This is a genomic window from Stenotrophomonas sp. FR012, from assembly GCF_047520565.2.
Taxonomy (GTDB): domain Bacteria; phylum Pseudomonadota; class Gammaproteobacteria; order Xanthomonadales; family Xanthomonadaceae; genus Stenotrophomonas; species Stenotrophomonas sepilia.
The window spans coordinates 207,738-226,426 of sequence record NZ_JAXBQL020000005.1 but is presented as its reverse complement, the minus strand read 5'-3'; the positions used below and the strand labels follow the sequence as shown (position 1 = coordinate 226,426).

Below are 18,689 nucleotides of genomic sequence, written 5' to 3'. Positions count from 1 at the left end.
CATGAGCCTGTTCGAGCGACACCTGACGCTGTGGGTTGCGCTGTGCATTGCGATGGGCACGCTGCTGGGCCACGTCCTGCCCGGTGCTTTCGCGGCGCTGGCCTCCGCCGAAGTGGCCAAGGTCAACCTGCCGGTTGCGGTGCTGATCTGGCTGATGATCATCCCGATGCTGCTGAAGGTCGACTTCACTGCGATGCGCCAGTTGCAGCAGCACTGGAAGGGCATCGGCGTGACACTGTTCATCAACTGGGCCGTGAAGCCGTTCTCGATGGCGCTGCTGGGCTGGCTGTTCCTGCGCCATGCCTTCGCGGACTGGCTGCCCGCAGCACAGATCGACAGCTACATCGCCGGGCTGATCCTGCTGGCGGCCGCGCCCTGCACCGCCATGGTGTTCGTGTGGAGCAACCTGTGCCGCGGTGATGCCAACTTCACCCTGAGCCAGGTGGCCTTGAACGACGCGATCATGGTGGTCGCATACGCACCGGTGGTTGCGCTGTTGCTGGGCCTGTCGGCGATCACTGTGCCCTGGGACACGCTGCTGTTGTCGGTGGGTCTCTACATTGTGGTGCCCGTGCTGGTGGCCGCCGTGCTGCGGCACTGGATCCTTTCGCGCAGCGGCGAGGCGGGCCTGCAGCGCGCGCTTCGACGGCTGGGCCCGCTGTCCCTGTCCGCGCTGCTGCTGACGCTGGTGCTGCTGTTCGGGTTCCAGGGCCAGCAGATCGTGAAGCAACCGCTGGTGATCGCGCTGATTGCGGTGCCGATCCTGATCCAGGTCTATTTCACTTCGGGCCTGGCCTACCTTCTGAACCGCCGTCTGGGCGTGGCGCATTGCGTGGCCGGCCCGTCAGCGCTGATTGGTGCGAGCAACTTCTTCGAACTGGCTGTGGCCACAGCGGTGGGACTGTTCGGCGTGCACTCGGGAGCGGCGCTGGCCACCGTGGTGGGTGTGCTGATCGAGGTACCGGTCATGCTGTCCGTGGTGCGGATCGTGAACCGTACACAAGCCTGGTACGAGAGACGCGAAGAGCACTGACAGATCAAAGTGTGTGGGAGTCGAATTGCGTTCTTCGCCCCGCACTGTCGTCATCGACTTGGTGGGGTGCCCGTACGCCACGTCATCAACTTCGACCCATGTCGCATATTCCCCATGCCGCTACGGCCGTTGCGGCGCCTGCGTCTGCGACAGCTTAACAGCGTGCAAAAATGCCAAAAGCGTCTTTGATCAAGCGTTGAATGCAACTGTTCTGATTGGCACCGCGCAGCAGCACGCGTACAGATGACGTGCCATCGAAAAAGGATGGCCGGGCTTCGAAAACCCGTGCGCTTGTTTAACAACGCTTGCCCGCCGGCGTCACCCCTCGTGGCGCCGGCGGGCAATCCGTCTGCCGGCTATGGCGGGCGGAGCGTGGAGGCCCTGTGCCTGCCGGTTTCAACAAGCGCCCGGTTTTCGAGCCACGTCTCCGCCCGCCACCTTTGCGTGGCGGCTGCCGTCTGTCCTGCACGGAGCATTGCCATGAGCACACCCGAATCCTCCCGACTACGCACGCAATACGTGCCCGCCAACGCGGACGCGCCTTCGGAAGCACCGCACCAGCAGGATCCTCTCGGTTTCATCGCCACCCTCGACCGCATCGGCAAGGGCGCCGCCGCCGACGGCCAACCCTGGCCCGAACGTCATCAGATGCCGGGCCGCCGCATGGCGCTGGCCGACGCGGATTGCGCATTGACCGGCCTGCGCGTGGCGCTGGAAATGCTGCTGGCTGCCGAGCGCGTGCGCCAGAACGGTCCCGACGAGGAGTACGTGGGCGACCGCGTGATGGAGGGCCTGATGATGGCCAGTCTGTCGCTGACCGCACAGGTCAGCGCACGCATGCGCCCGGAAGGGTGACACGGGGAACAACGCTCACTGCAACGCCGGGCACGGCCCGGCGCTGCGGCGCGCGCCACATCACTCGCAAAGCGCGCTGTCTTCCTTCAGCGCGGCATCCTGCAGTGGCTGGCGCTGTTCGATCTGCACACGCTGTTCCGCCGTCGGCTCGCCCAGCCACCACACACGGCAGCGCGCGGTAAGACGGCCGACCATCTTCGCTTCCGTCGGCGAATACAGCATCGCCAAGGCGGTGCCGGGGCAGTCGTGGGCCTGGCAAGCGGTGTAGAACCACCATGGCTCGCCATGCAGCACCAGCAGCTCGCCGGGCCCACTGGGTCCGCTCAACAGGCGTTGGCGCAGCGAGGGAATCTCCTTGTCGCTGGATTCGGCTGCCGAAGTACCCTTCATCAGGCTGTTGAAGGCCGCCAGCACCTTCGGGTCCTTGCGGCCGCAGTCGTCCACGGTACTGCCGCCGACCAGGGTGAAGAAGTGGGTCGCCAGCGGATTGTCCGCACAGGTCTGTTCGCCGCCGGCACTGGGGTCTTCCGGTTCACCTTCGTTGTCCCACACCGCGGGATCCACGCTGTCTTCGATGGACGGTTCCTTCTCGACCACCGTGGCCGTGGCGGCCAGAGCTTCGGTGGTTGGTGCTGGCGCCGCAGCAGGCGCGGCCTCGCCAGTCTTCTCCGGTGCCTGTCCGCAGGCTGCCAGCAGCGCGGCCATCATCGCCATCCCTGTGATTCGCGTCTTCATCGCGTGTCCTTGTCTGATCTGCGCTGCATCCACCGAATCGGCGGCCGCGTGATTCTAACCAGCGGCGCGCCAGGATGCGTTCGCAGCTTCCCGTCATCGCCTGGAGCCGGACGCATGCGCCGTACACCACTCGCCATGATCTTCTGCAGTGCCCTGCTGATGGCATCGCCGGCAAATGTCCACGATGCAGAAGGCGCGGAGCCTGCGCAGCCTCTCCCGGACGCAGCCCTGCCCGCACCGCTGGACCGTGTGCTGCGCAACTACGAGCAGGCGTGGCGCGGGGGTGATGCCAGGGCACTGGCTGCGCTCTTCGCCGAGGATGGCTTTGTGCTGCAGAGCAACCAGCCACCCGTGCGCGGGCGCACTGCGATCGAGGCTGCATATGCCGGACAGGGCGGCAGTCCGTTGCGGTTGCGTGCCTTGGCGTATGCGGTGGAAGGGAACACGGGTTACATCGTCGGTGCGTACAGCTACGGCAACAACGTGGGCGATACCGGCAAGTTCACGCTCACGCTGAAGCGTGAGCGTGATGGGCCTTGGCTGATCTTTTCGGACATGGACAACAGCAACGCGCCGCCGCGGGCGCGGTGAGGGATTCCGCAGGGCATGGCCCGGCGCTACTGGGCGCCAACCAAGGTTGGCCGCTACCAGAAGCGGGTTCCGTCCTGGATCCACGCCATGCGTGGATGAGGCGCACAAGAAAAAACCCCGGCACCTGGCCGGGGTTTTTCGATTCACTTGAACAGCGTGTCCGGATACTCCGGTTTCTGTTCCCGCGCCAGCAGTGCGCGCAAGCCTTCTTCGGGGGTCTGCTCGCCATGCAGCACGGCACGCACACCGTCGGAGATCGGCAGGTCGATGCCATGGCGGCGTGCCTGTCGCATCACTTCGTCGGCGGTCTGCACCGACTCGACCACCTGGCCGATCTCGCGCACGGCATCCTGCAGCGTCTGGCCGCGGCCCAGGGCCAGGCCCAGGCGGCGGTTGCGCGACAGGTCGCCGGTGCAGGTCAGCACCAGATCGCCCAGGCCGGCCAGGCCCATCAGCGTTTCCGGCTTGGCGCCGATCGCAGCGGCCAGGCGCAGCATCTCGTTCAGACCACGGGTGATCAGGCCGGCACGGGCGTTGAGGCCCAACTGCATGCCATCGGCCACGCCGGTGGCCACCGCCAGCACGTTCTTCATCGCGCCGCCCAGCTCGGCACCGACCATGTCGTCGCCGGTGTAGGCGCGGAACGCCGGGCCATGCATCGCCTCGGCCACCGTCTGCGCGAACTCGGGCACGTCGCCGTGCACGGTGATCGCGGTCGGCAAGCCCTGGGTGACTTCCTTGGCGAACGACGGCCCGGTGACGACGGCCAGCGGCACATCCTCACCCAGCACTTCGCGCGCCACTTCATGCAGGAAACGGCCCGAACCGGGTTCGAAGCCCTTGGTGGCCCAGGCCACGCCGGCACCGGCCGGTCGCAGCGGCGCCAGCGCACGCACGGTCTCGCCGAACGCGTGCGACGGCGTCACCACCAGGATCCAGGCCGCGCCCTGCACCGCCGACGCCAGATCGGTGGTGGCACGCAGGCTGTCCGGCAGCGGGATGCCCGGCAGGTAGCGCGGGTTCTCGTGGCGCTGGTCGATGGCCTCGACCACGGCCGCGTCGCGCCCCCACAGCACGGTCGGGTGACCGTGCCGTGCGAGCAGGCTGGCCAGCGCGGTTCCCCAGGAACCGGCGCCGAGCACGGCGATCTTGTCAGCGGGAGTGCTCATCCGTGACGTCGCGGCAGGAATCAGGCGTTGCCGGCCGGCTCGGAGTCAGCCAGCGACGGTGCGTCGCCCTGCTCCTGGCGCTGGCGCAGGGTTTCTGCGTACAGGCCTTCGAAGTTGATCGGCTGCAGGAAGAACGGCGGGAAGCCGCCGGCCTGGATCAGGTCGCTGATCAGCTGGCGCACGTACGGGAACAGGATGTTCGGGCACTGGGTGCCGAGCAGCACGTCGATCGACTGCGGGTCCAGGCCGACCAGGCCGAACACGCCGGCCTGCTTCACTTCGGCCACGTAGGCGGTGCGCTCACCGGCCTGGCAGGTCAGGGTCACGGCCAGCACGACTTCGAAGGCGTTCTCACCCAGGCGCTGCACCTGCTGGTTCAGGTTCAGCTGCAGCTCCGGCTGCACCTGGTCATTGAAGATGGTCGGCGCGTTCGGCGACTCGAAGGAGACGTCCTTGACGTAGATCTTCTCGACGGTGAAAGCGGGGCCGGTAGCGGCATCGACCGGCGCAGCGGCGCCGTTGGTGATCTCTTCGGACATTTCCAGTAACTCCAGGTGAATGCAATGAAAACGATGGTCGAACTACTGCGATGGGGGCGGGACCAGGCCCAGACAAGGCCGGATCCGCCACCTGCGGCAATCAGTTGCGGCCCTTGACCAGCGGCAGTTCGGCCTGCTGCCAGGCGGGAATGCCGCCATCGAGCACGTAGACCTTCTCGAAACCGGCCTTCTTCAGCGCCTTGGCGGCGGTTTCCGAAGCGTTGCCGCTGCGGCACACCAGCACCACCGGCGACTGCTTGGCATTGGCCACCAGCTTGTTTTCCGGGCCGAAGGCACTGGCCTGGGCATTGCGGCTGCCGGCAATGTGGCCCTTTTCGAAGTCACCGCTGGCCGACAGGTCGACCACCACCGTGCCGCCCGCGTTCATCAGCTGGGTCAGTTCGGCGGGCTTGATGCCCTTGAAGCCCCGGAACAGGCGGCGGATCTCGGTGACGATGATGGCCACGGTCAGGCCGACCAGGGCCGCGGACAGCATCGGGTTTCGGCCTGCAAAGGCCAGCAACTCTTCGTAATTCACTCAGGTCACGGGTCGATTAAGCGGGCGCCGATTGTCGCACAAGCCGGACGCGGCCCGTCACTGCCCCTTCCACAGGTCCGGCAGGCCGGCGGTCTGCCACCAGCGCTTGGCCTCCGGATCCCAGCGCCAGCGCTCGACCACGACCACGGTGCGCTCGGCCTGGGTGTTCTGGTTGATCACCCCGATTTCGACCCGGCGCTCGACCAGGCCACCGTCCAGCGAGGCGCTGCTGCGCTCGCGATAGGACGACACGCGCAGCTGCGCGTATCGGTTGAGCTCGAACTCGGTCGGCGGCTTTTCCTTGCGCAGCTTGGGGTCGAGGTAGCCGATGGCATCGTCCATGCTGCCCCAGCGGATGGTCGCGCCATACGCGACCTGGGTCTCTTCCAGCAGCTTGCGCTGCTTGCGGCTGAGGTCGTCGGCCGAGGCCACGGCGCTGACCAGCAGCAGGGAATACATCAGGAACTGGATGAGGCGGCGCATCGGTGGTTTCCCCAGAACGTCAGCCTGCCATCCTACCCTTTGGCGAAGGCAACAAAGCGACCGCTGAATTCGGCGGCGGGCTTGCCATCGGCACCGGGCTGGGTGGCGATGATGCTGATGCGGGCCTTGCGGCGCTGCCGGAAGGTATTCAGGAAGGCGTCCCAGCCGGTGGCTTCGGCCGCTTCGGCGTGGGCGTGCAGGTCCTCATAGACCGGCGCCAGATAGCGCAGGTTGCTGTCGGCCACATAGACCTCGGCATCGTGGCCGGCCAGGCGCAGGCGCAGGCTGACCAGCGCCCAGCCGGACAGGGTCAGCACCGAGGCCAGGCTGCCGCCGAAGGCGTTGCCCTTGTCGTTGACGTTGGCCGCCAGCGGCGCGGTGATGCGCAGCACGCCATCGGCATAGCCGTCGAGCTGGATCTGCATGGCGCGGACCGCCGGCATGCAGTCCAGCACGTCCTGCAGGGCGGCCAACGAGGAAGTCAGGGCATCAACGGACATCGGAGCAGCGACCACGACAACGAAGGGCCCGCATAATGCAGGCAATGGTCGACCATACGATACCCACTGGCGCCACCCGTTCCGGCCCGCGCTGGACCCTGATCTCGCTGCGCCCGCGGGGCCAGAACGTGGCGCTGCGCCGCGCCGTTGCCGGGCTGGGCGGGAATGTCCTGGCCCTGGCGCCCTGGCGCCTGCAGCGCCTGCAGGGCACGGCTGTGGTGCGCCAGCTGCAACGCGCGCTGAACTGCGACCGGGTGGTGTTCACCAGCCCGGCCGCCGTTGCCGCAGCCGCGTCCCTGCTGCCGCTGGCCGGCGTGCAGCGCAGCCCGTGGCTGACCGTGGGCGAAGGCACTGCGCGCGCATTGCAGGCACATGGCATCACCGAGGTGCACGCGCCGCAGCGGATGGACAGTGAAGGCCTGCTGGCGCTGCCGGTGCTGGCCGACGTACAGGGCCTGCGCATCGGACTGGTGACCGCGCCCGCCGGGCGTGGCCTGATTGCCGCGCAGCTGCAGGCGGCGGGCGCCACGATCGAACGTGCCGACGTCTACAAGCGTCGCCTGCTGCGACTGCCCCCGCGAACGCTGGCGCGATTGGCGCATTCAGCACAGCCGTGGGTACTGGCCGTGAGCAGTGGCGAAGCGCTGCAGCATTTCTGGCAACAGCTTCCGCCGGCCGGGCAGCAGCGCCTGCGGGCGTCTGCCCGCGTGGTGGTTGCCAGTGACCGCCTCGGCGAACAGGCGCAGGCGCTCGGCCTGCAGCGCATCACACGCAGCGCCGGCCCCACCGCTGCGCAGCTGGTGGCGGCCGCACACGCCACGCTCACCGTCCCGGCAGCGACCTGAACAGGGACGTGGGTCACGCTTGCCGCTGTCGTCGGCAACGGTGATGCTGTGCACAACGCGGCCTGCCGGCCCCCGACCGGCGACGTTGCCGACAAGGAAGCCCGATGAACGATACTCCGCCATCCCCGCCCCATCGACCCGTGCGCTGGCTGCTGCCGCTGGCCGCCGTGGTCGTGCTCGGCGCGGGCGGCTATGCCGGCTGGTACGTCTGGCAGCAGCAACAGAACGAACAGGCAGCGCAGGCACAGACCACCGCCGTACAGCTGAAGGGCCTGGAGGCCACGCTGGATGCGCTGCGCCGTGACCAGCGTGCGACCAGCCAGCGCCTGCAGGACGCGGCGACCACCAACCGCGTGCTGCGCGACGAGATGCTGGGACTCTCGCAGCGCAGCGCTTTGCTGGAAGAGAACCTGGCCAAGCTGGCCGACAGCGCCAACCAGGGCCGCCAGGCGGTGCAGCGCGACGAGGCCGAGCTGCTGCTGACCCAGGCTGCGCAGCGTCTGAACTACGCCGACGACGTGGACGGCGCACGCCGCCTGTATGCACAGGCCGCCACCGCGCTGGCCGATCTGCCCGACGCCGACGGCCTGAACCTGCGCCAGGCGCTGGTGCAGGAGCGCGAGGCACTGGATGCGCTCGGCAGTGGCCCGCGCGTGCAGTCGCTGCAGCGTCTGGATGCTGTGGCCCGGGCGCTGCAGGGCCTGCCCTCGCAGATCACCGGCACGACCGGCAGCAGCACCGCCAAGCCCTGGTGGCAGGCCACGCTGGCACCGTTCGTGGACATCACCCCGAGCCGCCAGAACGGCCCACTGACTGCCGCCGAACAGCGCAACGCCGACGATGCCCTGCAGCTGGAACTGACCTTGGCGCGTGCCGCGATCGAGCGCGGCGACAGCGCGGGCCGCAACACCGCATTGGACCGCGTGGAGCAGTGGGCACAGCGGCGCTGGCCGGATTCACCGGCCCTGCGCGCACAACGTGCTGAACTGAAGGCCTTGCGCGAACTGCCGCTGCAGGCCAACGACGCTGTCCTTGGCAGCACCCTGCAACAACTGCGCACCCAGACCGACCGGAGGTAAGCCCGCATGAAACCCCTGCAATCCCTGGTCGTGCTGTTGCTGGCCGTGGCCATCGGCGTGGTTGCCGCGCAATGGCTCGGCGCCGATGACCTGAACCGCTTCGGCGAAGTGACCCTGCGCTACGGCGGCTACGACTATCACAGCAACCTGCCGAAGGTAGCGCTGCTGGCGGTGATCACGGTGCTGGTGCTGTGGCTGCTGTGGAGCCTGATCGCTGCACCGTTCCGTGCCTGGGGCCGCTACCGCCGCAAGCAGGGCCGGGTGCGCCTGATCGACGGCCTGCAGGCCTACGAGCATGGCCAGTGGCAGCGTGCGGAGAAGCTGCTGGACGGCGCCGCCAGGGACCCGGAAGTGAGCGCGGTGGCACTGGCCACCGCCGTGCGCAGCGCGCAGGCACGCGCCGACGGCCCCGCCGGAGAGGCGCTGCTGCAGCGCCTGGGTGAAAGCGACGCCACCCTGCAGGCGCTGCTGCGCGCCGAACAGCTGCTGGCGCGCGATCTGCCGGTCGATGCGATCAATGCGCTGGACGTAGCGGCGATCCAGCCGCTGCCGCCGCGCGGCCTGTGGCTGCGTACCGAAGCGCTGGCACAGGCCGGCCGCGCCCACGAAGCGTATGGCCAGCTGGGTGCGCTGCGCCAGAGCAAGGTGCTGCCGGCCGACGCGAACAGCGAACTGGAAGCACGCCTGGCCGCACAGGCGCTACTGGAAGCGGCCGACGTCAACGCGCTGGCCGCACAGTGGGAGGCCACGCCGAAGGCACTGCGCCCCACCCCGGACGTAGTGGGCGCCTATGCCAGCCGTGCGGTGGCGCTGGACTGGGATGAGCCGGCGCTGCTGGCGCTGGAACAGGCACTGGACCAGCGTTGGAATGACGATCTGGTGGCGCTGTATGGCCGCCTGCCCGCCGAGCGCCTGGCCACCCGCCAGGCCAATCTGGCGCGCTGGCGCAACGTGCATGACGGCTCGGCCGCGCTGCGCCTGGCGCAGGGCCGCGTGGCCCTGGGCCAGCAGCAGTGGGATGCCGCCGATGCGTTCCTGCACGAGGCCATTGCCGCTGGCGCCGGTGCACCGGCGTGGGAAGCGCTGGGTGAAGTGTTCGCGCAACGTGGCGAACACGCGCTGGCCGCACAGTGCCTGGCCAATGCGCTGCGCCTGCAGCGCGGCGAGGACAGCGTGGAACTGGTGCGTGGCACCGAGACGCCGCTGCGCGCCACGGTGGAGGAGCAGCCCATCGTTGCACAGCCGCCGGTGTATGACGCCAACGAAGAGCGCGACGAATTCGGCAACCCGCGGTTGCCCTGATGGGTAGTGCCGGCCGCTGGCCGGCATCCACCGGTGAATTTGGCACCCACCAGAGCAACAATCCGAACAAAAAAAACGCCGCCCGATGGGCGGCGTTTTCAGTTCCAGGAGTGCCGGCCGGATCGTGCCGACCAACGGTCGGCACCCACCGATGGATGCGATCAGCGTTCGACGATCGCCACCACGCCCATGCCGCCAGCGGTGCAGATCGACACCAGTGCGCGGCCACCGCCGCGTTCGGCCAGCTGCTTGGCTGCCGTGGCGATCACGCGTGCGCCGGTAGCGGCGAACGGGTGGCCGGTGGCCAGCGACGAGCCCAGCAGGTTGATCTTGTCCGGGTCGATGCGGCCCAGCGGCGCGTCCAGGCCCAGGCGGTTGCGGCAGTAGTCCTCGCTCTCCCACGCACGCAGGGTGCACAACACCTGTGCGGCAAAGGCTTCGTGGATCTCGTAGATGTCGAAGTCCTGCAGGGTCAGGCCGTTGCGCTTGAGCATCTCCGGCACCGCGATGGTCGGTGCCATCAGCAGGCCTTCGCCGTGCACGAAGTCCACCGCGGCCACGTGCGCGTCACGCAGGTAAGCCTGGGGTTCATGGCCATGCGCGCGTGCCCACTCTTCGCTGGCCAGCAGTACCGCAGCGGCACCGTCGGTCAGCGGGGTGGAGTTGGCGGCAGTGAGCGTGCCACGCCCTGAAACCTTGTCGAACGCCGGCTTCAGCGTGGCCAGCTTTTCCAGCGAGGTGTCCGGGCGCAGGATGTTGTCGCGCTCGACGCCACGGAACGGTGCGATCAGGTCGTTGAAGAAGCCACGCTCGTAGGCGGCAGCCAGCTTCTTGTGCGACGACACCGCCCACTCATCCTGCGAGTCGCGCGAGATGTTCCACTCCTTCGCCATGTCCTCGCAGTGGTCGCCCATGCTCTTGCCGGTGCGCGGCTCGGCCACGCCCGGGAACTCGGGCTTGAGCTCGGAGAACTTGAAGCCGGCGGTGAGCGCACGGATCTTGTCGCCGGTGCTCTTGGCGCGGTTGGCCGCCAACAGGCGTGCACGCAGTTTCTTGCCGTAGACGATCGGCACGTCGGAGGTGGTGTCCGAACCACCGCCGATGCCCGATTCGATCTGGCCCAGCGCGATCTTGTTGGCCACGGTGATGATGCTGTCCAGCGAGGTACCGCAGGCACGCTGCAGGGTGATGCCCGGGGTCAGCGGCGACAGGCCGGACGACAGCGTGGCTTCGCGGCCCAGGTTCCAGTCGCTGGAGTGCTTGATCACTGCACCCATTGCCACTTCACCCAGCTGCTGACCATGCAGGCCGAACCGTTCGACCAGCGCACCCAGCGTACGGACCGACATGCCGAGGTTGCCGACATCCGAATACGCGGTGTTCTGGCGGCAGAACGGAATGCGGACGCCACCGAGGATGGCGACGGGACGAGCGTTGGGCATGGAGATACCTGGCATGGATGAGGGTGTCTGCAACATGGCCTGCACGACGGAGCAGGCATAATGGAGCCAAGTGTAGCTGCCGCCCTGTGATGGGCCAACCGTGGAACCATGAGCAAACCCGACCCCGCGATGAATGCCCTTGGCGTGCTGGCCCTGGAACTGGCCGGCGGCGAAATCCCCCGCCAGGCGGTGCTCAGCGCTGAACAGGCCGGTGAACTGGCCGAACGCGTCGGCCGTGACCTGGCCAAGCTGGTGCCACAGGTGGCCGAGCTGGACCTGGTGTTCGCCGCCGCGCATTTCGACCCGGCCGAAGTGCTGCGTCCGGGCTGGCCGATCCATCGCCGCCTGGAAGAACTGCAGATGCGTGCCCCGGGCCGCAACCAGGGCCCGCGCCTGCTGGCCTTCGGTACCGATGCCGAAGGTGACGTGCCACTGCCGTTCCAGGCCGATGCCACGCTGGTGGGCGGTGGCCTGCGCGTGGTGCCGTTCCTGCTGACCGGCAGCGACGTGGCCACCACCAGCGCGGTCGCCGATGCGCTGGAAGAAACCTTGCTGGCCAACGGCATGGCGCACGCCGACACCGCGCTGATGGCGCAGAACACCTTCGGTGCCCGCATCGAGCACGCGCGCTATTTCACCGTGAACGACCTGGCCGCGATGATGTCGATGCAGTACGACAACCAGGGCCTGGCCGCACTGTGGCCGCTGATCGAGACCGCGATCATGGCGCCGGGCGAGGACGAGTGGCTCAATGCCGCGCCCGAGCCGCTGCTGCGCTATACGCATGGCGAAGCACGCATGGCGCTGTTCGACCCGGCCGGTTGGTGCGCGCACTACAGCCACAGCAAGAACGACTGCGATCGCCTGAAGGGCATCTACGAGCAGTTCCTGATGCGCCAGCGACAGATGGCCGCGGTGCTGGAAGCACATGGAGTGCCGGTACTGTTCGTGCACTGCGAGGCCGGGCAGGACGCGCGCGAACTGCTGGCGCGCTGATCCGGGTGATATGTGGGTAGTGCCGGCCGCTGGCCGGCACCCTCCGGATCTGTGATTGCCGGCCAGCGGCCGGCACTACCCATCAGGAAAAACGCCGGCTTGTGCCGGCGTTCTTTGTTTCTTACGGGGCCTTCTGGATCACCGCACAGGCCAGGCGCGCGCCGGCGTTGCCGGTCGGCTGGGTCTTGTAGTCGTCCGCGTCGGCGTGGACGATCAGGCCGCGGCCGATGATGTCGAAGTCATCACCCTTGCCGATGTTGACGTTGCTGGAGACCGGACCGTCGATAGTGGCCACGCCCTTGTCGTCGGCCTTGATGTTGGGCATGTCGCCGCCGTGGTGCGGATCGGTGGCGACGTTGCCGTGATCCTGCTTGCCCGGGTTGAAGTGGCCGCCGACGCTCATGCCGTCCGGCGCGCTGCAGTCGCCCTTCTCGTGGATGTGGAAGCCATGTTCGCTGCCCGGCTTCAGGCCGGTGATCTGGCCGGTCACGTGGACCTTGCCATCAACCACCTTGAAGGTGACGCTGCCCTTGGTCTCGTTGCCCTGGGTCGGTGCCAGTTCGGCCGTTGCCGAAGCATCGCCCGTCGGTGCCGCCGCCGGTGCCGGGGCTGCAGCCGGCTCGGTGGTGGCGCCGTCGGCCGGCGCGGCCGGCGGGGTTTCAGTCTGCGGCGCGGCGGGCTGCTGGTTGCAGGCCGCCAGGCCCAGCGCGGCGATGGCCGCAAACAGCGAAGTGTGGATCAGACGCATTGGAATCTCTCCCTCGATGATGCCTGCAGTGATCAGCGGACGACCCGGATCACGCCACAGGCGATGCGGACGCCGGCATTGCCGGCGGGCTGGCTGCGATAGTCGTCGGCGTTGGCATGCACGACCAGTGCGCGTCCGGCGATATCGGTGGCGGCGCCTCCGCCAAGGGTAACCCCCTTGACGTGGATATCGACGTTGGCGCGGCCCTGGGCATCGGCACGCAGATTGTCCATGTCGCCCAGGTGGTGCTTGCCGGTGCCGGCGCGGCCATGCGCAGCGCCACCGGGATTGAAGTGATTGCCGGCACTGCTGGCATCCACCGCACTGCAGTCGCCGCGCTCATGGATGTGGAAGCCGGCCTGCTGCATCGGCTGCAGGCCACCGACCAGGCCGGTGATGTGGATGCCACCGGGCTCCACCATCAGCGCGATGCGGCCACTGACGATGCTGGCCGAGGCCGGCGCGAGATTGGCCTCGCCCTGCTTCGCAGCACTGACCACGGTCGGCGGTGGCGGCGTGGGTTCGGCCTTCTTCGGTGCACTGCCACAGGCAGACAGCAGCACGGCGGCGGACAACGGCAGGATGGCAAAGGACAGACGCATCGAAGACTCCTTGCAGGTGACACTAAGCATTGCATCGTCCATGAACGATCAACGGTTCGGCAAGCCGGTGCGAGGATCGCGTGCAGGGACCGTTCAATGGCCCCCGCGACGGCGCCCGGCGCCCAGCTTGCGGGTAAGGGTATTGCGGCCGAGGCCGAGACGGGCAGCGGCTTCGGCGCGGCGGCCGTGGGTGATCTGCAGCGCGGCCTCCAGCAGGGCATGGTCGACCCGCTCGCGCACCTGCGCGTGCAGCCCTTCCACGCCTTCGGCCAGCTGACGGCGCGCCCATTCGGCCAGCAGCGCTTCCCACTGCCCCGGATCGGCTGCGCTGGTACTGCTGCGGCGCCCGCGCGCGCGGTTCAGCGCGGTATCGACATCGGCCACGCCGATGGTGTCGGCGGCGGCCAGCGCGGCCATCCGCCAGCACACGTTCTCCAGCTCGCGCACGTTGCCGGGCCAGTCGTGTTCGCGCAGCGCCTGCAGCGCCGCGGCGGTGAGGCGCTTCGGTGGCGTGTCCAGCCTGCGTGCGGCGGCGGCCAGGAAGGTGCTGGCCAGCTGTGCGATGTCCTCGCGGCGCTCGCGCAGTGGCGGCAGCTGCAGGCGCACCACGTCCAGGCGGTGCAGCAGATCTGCGCGGAACTTCCCCTGCGCGACCAGTCCCTCCAGATCCTGGTGGGTGGCGGCCACCACGCGCACGTCGACGCGGATCAGCTCGCGGCCACCGACGCGGAAGAACTCACCCTGCGCCAGCACACGCAGCAGGCGGGTCTGCAGCGGCAACGGCATGTCGCCGATCTCATCCAGGAACAGCGTGCCACCGTTGGCCTGCTCGAAGCGGCCGATGTGGCGGCGCTGCGCACCGGTGAAGGCACCGGCCTCGTGGCCGAACAACTCGCTTTCCAGCAGCTCGGACGGGATTGCAGCGGTATTGAGCGCGACGAACGGACCCAGCGCGCGCGGTGATTCGCGATGCAGCGCATTGGCCACCAGCTCCTTGCCGGTGCCGGTCTCGCCGGTGATCAGCACCGCCAGCGGTGCCTGCGCCAGGCGACCGATGGCGCGGAACAGCGCGCGCATCGGCGGCGTATCACCCACCAGTTGCGGCGGCTGGTCGCTATGCGCTTCCGCCGCAGGTGCGGGTGCCGCGAGTGCCGGTGCAACGGCCGGCAACACCCGCTGCGCCAGTGCCACCGCATCGTCCAGATCGAACGGCTTGGACAGGAATTCATGCGCGCCACCGCGGAACGCACCGGCCGTGCTGGCGACATCGGTATAGGCCGACATCACCACCACCGGCAGCTGCGGCAACGCGGCCTTGAGCTTGTCCAGCAGCACCAGGCCATCGTCGCCAGGCATGCGCACATCGGTGAACAGCAGCGCCGGCGGCGCGCCTTCGCCCAGGGCCTGCAGGGCAGCCGCAGCGCTGTCGAAATCGACAACCTGGTAGCCCGCCTCGCGCAGCGCGGTGCACAGCACGAAGCGCACGGCACGATCGTCATCGACCACCCAGATGCGCTGCGCGGTGGTGGGGGACTCAGACATCGCGCGGGGCCTCCTCGGCCGGGGCGGCGCCGTTGCCGATCGGCAACAGCAGGGTGAACACGGTATGGCCCGGGCGCGAGCGGTAGGTCAGCGTGCCGCGATGCTCGCGCGCCACCTGCTGGGCCAGCGCCAGACCCAGCCCGGTGCCTTCGGCGCGGCCACTCACCAAGGGCAGGAACAGGTGTTCGGCCAGTTCCTCCGGTACGCCACGGCCGTCGTCGGCGATCTCCAGGCGCAACGCCAGCGTGTGCAGCTGCTCGGCGATGCGCACGCCATGCTCCACGCGGGTGCGCAGGGTGATGCTGCCGGCACCGGCCTGGATTGCGTTGCGCACCAGGTTCCACACCGCCTGGGTGAGGCGGTCGGCATCGCCATGGAATTCGGGAATGCTGGGGTCGTAGTCACGCTGCAGGCGTACCGCCCAGCCGGCCTCGTTCTCGGCCAGGCGCAGCACGCGTTCGAGCGCGGCATGGATGTTCAGTTCGGCGTGCGGTGCGGCCGGGGCCGGCGACAGCAGCTGGTCGAGCAGGCCGTTGAGACGTTCGATCTCCGAGCCGATCAGCTCGATCAGCTCGCGTTCGCTGGCCTCGCGCTGTGCGGCGCGCCGGGCCAGCAGCTGGGCCGCACCCTTCAACCCGGCCAGCGGGTTGCGCAGCTCGTGGGCCAAGCCCTTCAGCGCCGCGCTGAGCGCGCTGGGCAGGGCCTGGGTCGGGTCCAGCCCGGGGAATTCATCGACCGGATGCGCCTCCAGCAGCCAGCCACCATCGTCGCGGCGGCTCATCCAGCCCTCGGCGAAGCGCGGCGCTTCGCCGGGCACCGCCAGCGCCAGCCGGTTCAGGCGCAGGCTGTCGCGCTCATCGCGGGCCAGGAAATGGGCCAGTGCCTCGCCCTGCACTTCCAGCGCGGCCAATGGGCGACCCAGCAGTCGCCGGGCGCTGACGCCCAGCCAGCGGGCGAACGCCGGATTGCAGCCGGCGATGCAGCCATCGGCCCCGGCCCAGGCCAGCGGCGTGCCCAGGGCATCGAGGGACGGCGGGGGAGAGGGGTCGGACATTGCACCAATGTAGTGCAAAACGCGGGGTTCGGGGTCAGAGCCCTTTCCTCGCGGAAAGGGATCTGACCGCATGCGCTGCGGGGTCCGGGGTCGGATCCCTTTCCGCCTGGAAAGGGCTCTGACCCCTGCCGCAGGTCGAGCAGGCTCGACCACTACCGGGTGCGTGGCCGATTACAGCTTCATGTTCAGGCCGACGAACACGCTGCGGCCCGGCGCCGGCGAGAACATCGGGCGGGCGCTGTCCCAGAAGAAGCTGTCGTACCAGGCGTAGGCGTACTCGCGGCCGGTCACGTTCTTCAGCTGCAGGTCCACGCTGAAACGCGGGGTGAGCTGATAGGCAGCACTGAGGTCGAGCACGGCGAAACCACCGAACTTGCCGGCCACGTTGCGTTCTTCCAGGTAGTAATCGCCCTGTGCACGTGCCTGCAGGCCCAACCGCAGCGCATCACAGGCGCGGTAATCCACGCCCAGGTTGCTGATATGGCGCGGGGTGGCGGCCACTTCGCGGCCCTGCAGTGAAATGCTGGCATCGCGGTCGTCGCGGGTGATCTTCGCTTCCTGGTAGGCGTGCGACGCCCACACCGTCCAGTCTTCGCCCAGCTGCAGGCTCAGCTGCGCATCCACGCCGCGCCGGCGGGTCTTGCCCAGGGTGACCGTGGTGCCGGTGGCCGGCATGTTGGACACCTCGTTTTCCGCGTCCTGCTGCCACACCGCCAGGCGTGCCTGGCTGCCGGCAAACGGCTGGAATTTCAGGCCCAGCTCCAAGCCGGTGTTGGTGGACGGCTGCATCGGTGCCTGCCCTGGGGTGAGGTAGGCCGGTGCGGTGGAGCCGGTCAGTACCTGGAAGGTGCGACCCCAGTTCGCGTAGACATGGGTGGTCTGGCCCAGGCTGTGGATGACGCTCAGCTTGGGCTGGCCGATGCTGCCGTAGTCCTGCAGGCGGCCGCTGACGCCGTTCATCAGGTGCGTGCTGCCACTGAAGCGATCGATACGATAGGCCGGCACGATCTTCCAGGCCTCGACGGGCTGGTAGACGGCCTGCACGTAGGCGCCCCAGTTGTCGAAGCTGTGGCGATCGTTGTTCTGCACCCGCGCCGGCGGCTGGCTGAAATCAGTGGGTTCGGCGTAGGCGTAGCGCTCGCGGAGGTAGCCGTTGTCCTGCTGCTCGTAGTTCAGGCCGCCCTCGACAGTAAGCGCGGGGCTGGCCTGCCAGGTGAGCGTGCTGAGCAGGCCATGCTGCCGCTCGTCCCACACGCGGCGCTGGCGCGGCAGGTTGCCGGTGGGCAGGTCGCTGAAGGTCACGCGGCGGTCGTCTTCGTAGCGGTTGTAGTACAGCCGCGTGCCAAGGGTGAGTGCGTCGGACAGTTTCATGTCCAAGTGCGCGGCAAGCTGGCGCATGTCGCGGTCATCACCATCGTTGCCGTTGCGCAGCTCGCTGCCACGGCGGTGCGTGCGCAGCTCGTCGGCGGTCATGAAGCCGGGTTCGTCGGCTTCGTGGTGGTACGCACGGGCGGTCAGGCCCACGCGCAGGCCGTCGTCCAGCGAGCCGTAGAACCACTTGCCGCCCAGCGAATATTTCTTCGAGGTGTCGTGGTCGCGGTAGCCGTCGCTGGCCTGGGTGCCGACGAAATAGTTCTGCGCGAAGCCATCGGCTTCGCGGCCAATCGCCACCTGCGCATCACGGGTGTTGTAGCTGCCGTAGGCCAGGCGCGCATCGGTGTAGCTGCCCCCCTGGCGCGTACCGAAGTTCACGTTGCCGCCGATGTTGTGGAGGCCGTAGCGCGGGTCGTTGGTACCGCGCACCACTTCGATGTAGCTGATATCCAGCGGGAACAGCATGTCGATGAAGCGCTGGTTGCCGCTGTTGACGTTGCTGGGGATGCCATCGATCAGCGTCTTGATGGCATTGAGGTAGCCCTCACCGTTGAAGGCGCGGAAGCTGACCTTGCCCGATTCGGCGCCCTGCCGGGTTTCGGTGAGCTGGATGCCGGGCATCTGCCCGAGCAGTTCCCAGCTGTGCGAGACGTTGCGGTTTTCGATCTGGTCTGCACCCAGGACATCCACCGAGGTCAGTACCTGATGCGCACTGAGCTGGCCTTCGCCGTGCTGGTGCACCTGCACCTTGCCGAGAGTGAGCGCGGCGTCGGCCGACTGTGCGAAGGCTTCAGGGGCGAACGGTGCGGCCGCGAGGGCGGCCACCAGGGTAGGAGTCTTCATGGGAAGGGGCGGATACGGTGAAATGTAATCATATAACATTTCACGCGCCCGATTTTTGCGGCGTCGAGCAAGGCTCGGCGTTACAAGGGCGGGTGCCGGGGGGATTACACCGGGTAGCCGGTGGCTTCCCGTGCCTTCTTCCAGGCGGCTTCGAATTCACGCGCGGAAATTTCGTCGTCCTCGTCGAAATCCAGGAACGACACTGGCTGGTCGGCCAGCAGGAAGCGGTCGTCGCTGTGGGCATGCTCGTCGGCCCAGACCATCTTGGTCCCGTAGATTTCCACCTGCCGCACGATCTTCTCGCCGCGCGCTTCCATCAGCACATTGCCCTTGCCCAGGCCCGATTCGGCCCAGTGCTTGTAGTACTTCTTTGCGGCCGATTTCGCGCCGGATTTTGCGGTGTGCTTTGCGTAGGTCAT

20 protein-coding genes are annotated in these 18,689 nt (G+C 68.1%); 7 read left to right on the top strand and 13 right to left on the bottom strand.

The genetic code is table 11. From position 1 onward, the window contains the following. Position 1: 1 nt before the first annotated feature. Both arsB and ACM0O9_RS11050 read left to right on the top strand, forming a co-directional pair. Positions 2-1,033: an ACR3 family arsenite efflux transporter gene (gene arsB / locus ACM0O9_RS11055; RefSeq protein WP_164229926.1), complete on the top strand. Its 1,032-nt coding sequence runs from the start codon at positions 2-4 to the stop codon at positions 1,031-1,033. A 480-nt stretch (positions 1,034-1,513) separates the two neighbouring features. Next, positions 1,514-1,888, top strand: coding sequence for a hypothetical protein (locus ACM0O9_RS11050; RefSeq protein WP_053497779.1), 375 nt, complete (start codon positions 1,514-1,516; stop codon positions 1,886-1,888). 60 nt (positions 1,889-1,948) lie between these two features. Here ACM0O9_RS11050 and ACM0O9_RS11045 read toward each other — a convergent pair whose 3' ends face one another. Continuing rightward, entirely contained in the window at positions 1,949-2,623 is a 675-nt protein-coding gene (locus tag ACM0O9_RS11045; protein WP_414604178.1) for a hypothetical protein, read from the bottom strand. Positions 2,624-2,758: 135 nt separating this feature from the next. Between ACM0O9_RS11045 and ACM0O9_RS11040 the strand changes: the two genes are divergently transcribed. Beyond that, positions 2,759-3,214 (top strand): YybH family protein, encoded by a 456-nt coding sequence (locus ACM0O9_RS11040; RefSeq protein ID WP_065178709.1) that lies wholly within the window; start codon positions 2,759-2,761, stop codon positions 3,212-3,214. A 143-nt stretch (positions 3,215-3,357) separates the two neighbouring features. Here ACM0O9_RS11040 and ACM0O9_RS11035 read toward each other — a convergent pair whose 3' ends face one another. From ACM0O9_RS11035 to ACM0O9_RS11015, 5 genes are all read right to left on the bottom strand, one after another. Next, positions 3,358-4,383 carry an NAD(P)H-dependent glycerol-3-phosphate dehydrogenase gene (locus ACM0O9_RS11035; protein ID WP_065195990.1) on the bottom strand — a complete coding sequence of 342 codons (1,026 nt, stop codon included), beginning with the start codon at positions 4,381-4,383 and terminating at the stop codon, positions 3,358-3,360. Positions 4,384-4,403: 20 nt separating this feature from the next. Next, entirely contained in the window at positions 4,404-4,922 is a 519-nt protein-coding gene (secB, locus tag ACM0O9_RS11030; protein ID WP_005407596.1) for a protein-export chaperone SecB, read from the bottom strand. Between the two features lie 100 nt (positions 4,923-5,022). After that, entirely contained in the window at positions 5,023-5,460 is a 438-nt protein-coding gene (locus tag ACM0O9_RS11025; protein WP_053497787.1) for a rhodanese-like domain-containing protein, read from the bottom strand. A 57-nt stretch (positions 5,461-5,517) separates the two neighbouring features. Beyond that, positions 5,518-5,943, bottom strand: a complete 426-nt coding sequence (locus ACM0O9_RS11020) for a hypothetical protein (RefSeq protein ID WP_065195989.1) — start codon at positions 5,941-5,943, stop codon at positions 5,518-5,520. Between the two features lie 32 nt (positions 5,944-5,975). Further along, complete coding sequence (locus ACM0O9_RS11015; protein WP_005407593.1) at positions 5,976-6,443, bottom strand: YiiD C-terminal domain-containing protein; 468 nt, start codon at positions 6,441-6,443, stop codon at positions 5,976-5,978. Positions 6,444-6,478: 35 nt separating this feature from the next. On the opposite strand from ACM0O9_RS11015, the gene ACM0O9_RS11010 reads away from it, so the two are divergent. The 3 genes from ACM0O9_RS11010 to ACM0O9_RS11000 all read left to right on the top strand — a co-directional run bounded on the left by ACM0O9_RS11010 (position 6,479) and on the right by ACM0O9_RS11000 (position 9,669). After that, positions 6,479-7,288: a uroporphyrinogen-III synthase gene (locus ACM0O9_RS11010; RefSeq protein ID WP_065195988.1), complete on the top strand. Its 810-nt coding sequence runs from the start codon at positions 6,479-6,481 to the stop codon at positions 7,286-7,288. A gap of 104 nt (positions 7,289-7,392) precedes the next feature. Continuing rightward, entirely contained in the window at positions 7,393-8,367 is a 975-nt protein-coding gene (locus tag ACM0O9_RS11005) for a uroporphyrinogen-III C-methyltransferase (protein WP_329915835.1), read from the top strand. A gap of 6 nt (positions 8,368-8,373) precedes the next feature. Further along, positions 8,374-9,669, top strand: coding sequence for a heme biosynthesis HemY N-terminal domain-containing protein (locus tag ACM0O9_RS11000; protein WP_139726583.1), 1,296 nt, complete (start codon positions 8,374-8,376; stop codon positions 9,667-9,669). A gap of 161 nt (positions 9,670-9,830) precedes the next feature. Here the strand turns inward: ACM0O9_RS11000 and ACM0O9_RS10995 are convergent, their stop codons facing one another. Further along, on the bottom strand, positions 9,831-11,126 hold the full coding sequence (locus ACM0O9_RS10995; RefSeq protein ID WP_005420942.1) for an acetyl-CoA C-acetyltransferase: 1,296 nt from the start codon (positions 11,124-11,126) through the stop codon (positions 9,831-9,833). A 93-nt stretch (positions 11,127-11,219) separates the two neighbouring features. Here ACM0O9_RS10995 and ACM0O9_RS10990 point away from each other — a divergent pair, with 93 nt between their 5' ends. After that, positions 11,220-12,107, top strand: coding sequence for a hypothetical protein (locus ACM0O9_RS10990; protein WP_065178704.1), 888 nt, complete (start codon positions 11,220-11,222; stop codon positions 12,105-12,107). A 121-nt stretch (positions 12,108-12,228) separates the two neighbouring features. On the opposite strand, the gene ACM0O9_RS10985 is transcribed toward ACM0O9_RS10990, so the two are convergent. The 6 genes from ACM0O9_RS10985 to ACM0O9_RS10960 form a co-directional block, all read right to left on the bottom strand. After that, complete coding sequence (locus tag ACM0O9_RS10985) at positions 12,229-12,855, bottom strand: superoxide dismutase family protein (protein ID WP_414604047.1); 627 nt, start codon at positions 12,853-12,855, stop codon at positions 12,229-12,231. Between the two features lie 32 nt (positions 12,856-12,887). Continuing rightward, positions 12,888-13,457, bottom strand: a complete 570-nt coding sequence (locus tag ACM0O9_RS10980) for a superoxide dismutase family protein (protein WP_065178703.1) — start codon at positions 13,455-13,457, stop codon at positions 12,888-12,890. A 93-nt stretch (positions 13,458-13,550) separates the two neighbouring features. Further along, entirely contained in the window at positions 13,551-14,999 is a 1,449-nt protein-coding gene (gene ntrC, locus ACM0O9_RS10975; RefSeq protein WP_139726581.1) for a nitrogen regulation protein NR(I), read from the bottom strand. After that, complete coding sequence (locus ACM0O9_RS10970; RefSeq protein WP_005420952.1) at positions 14,992-16,053, bottom strand: two-component system sensor histidine kinase NtrB; 1,062 nt, start codon at positions 16,051-16,053, stop codon at positions 14,992-14,994. Before ACM0O9_RS10970 ends, ntrC begins: the two co-directional genes overlap by 8 nt. A 171-nt stretch (positions 16,054-16,224) precedes the next feature. Further along, positions 16,225-18,270, bottom strand: coding sequence for a TonB-dependent receptor (locus ACM0O9_RS10965; protein WP_414604046.1), 2,046 nt, complete (start codon positions 18,268-18,270; stop codon positions 16,225-16,227). Between the two features lie 104 nt (positions 18,271-18,374). Then, positions 18,375-18,689, bottom strand: a complete 315-nt coding sequence (locus ACM0O9_RS10960) for a hypothetical protein (RefSeq protein WP_005420957.1) — start codon at positions 18,687-18,689, stop codon at positions 18,375-18,377.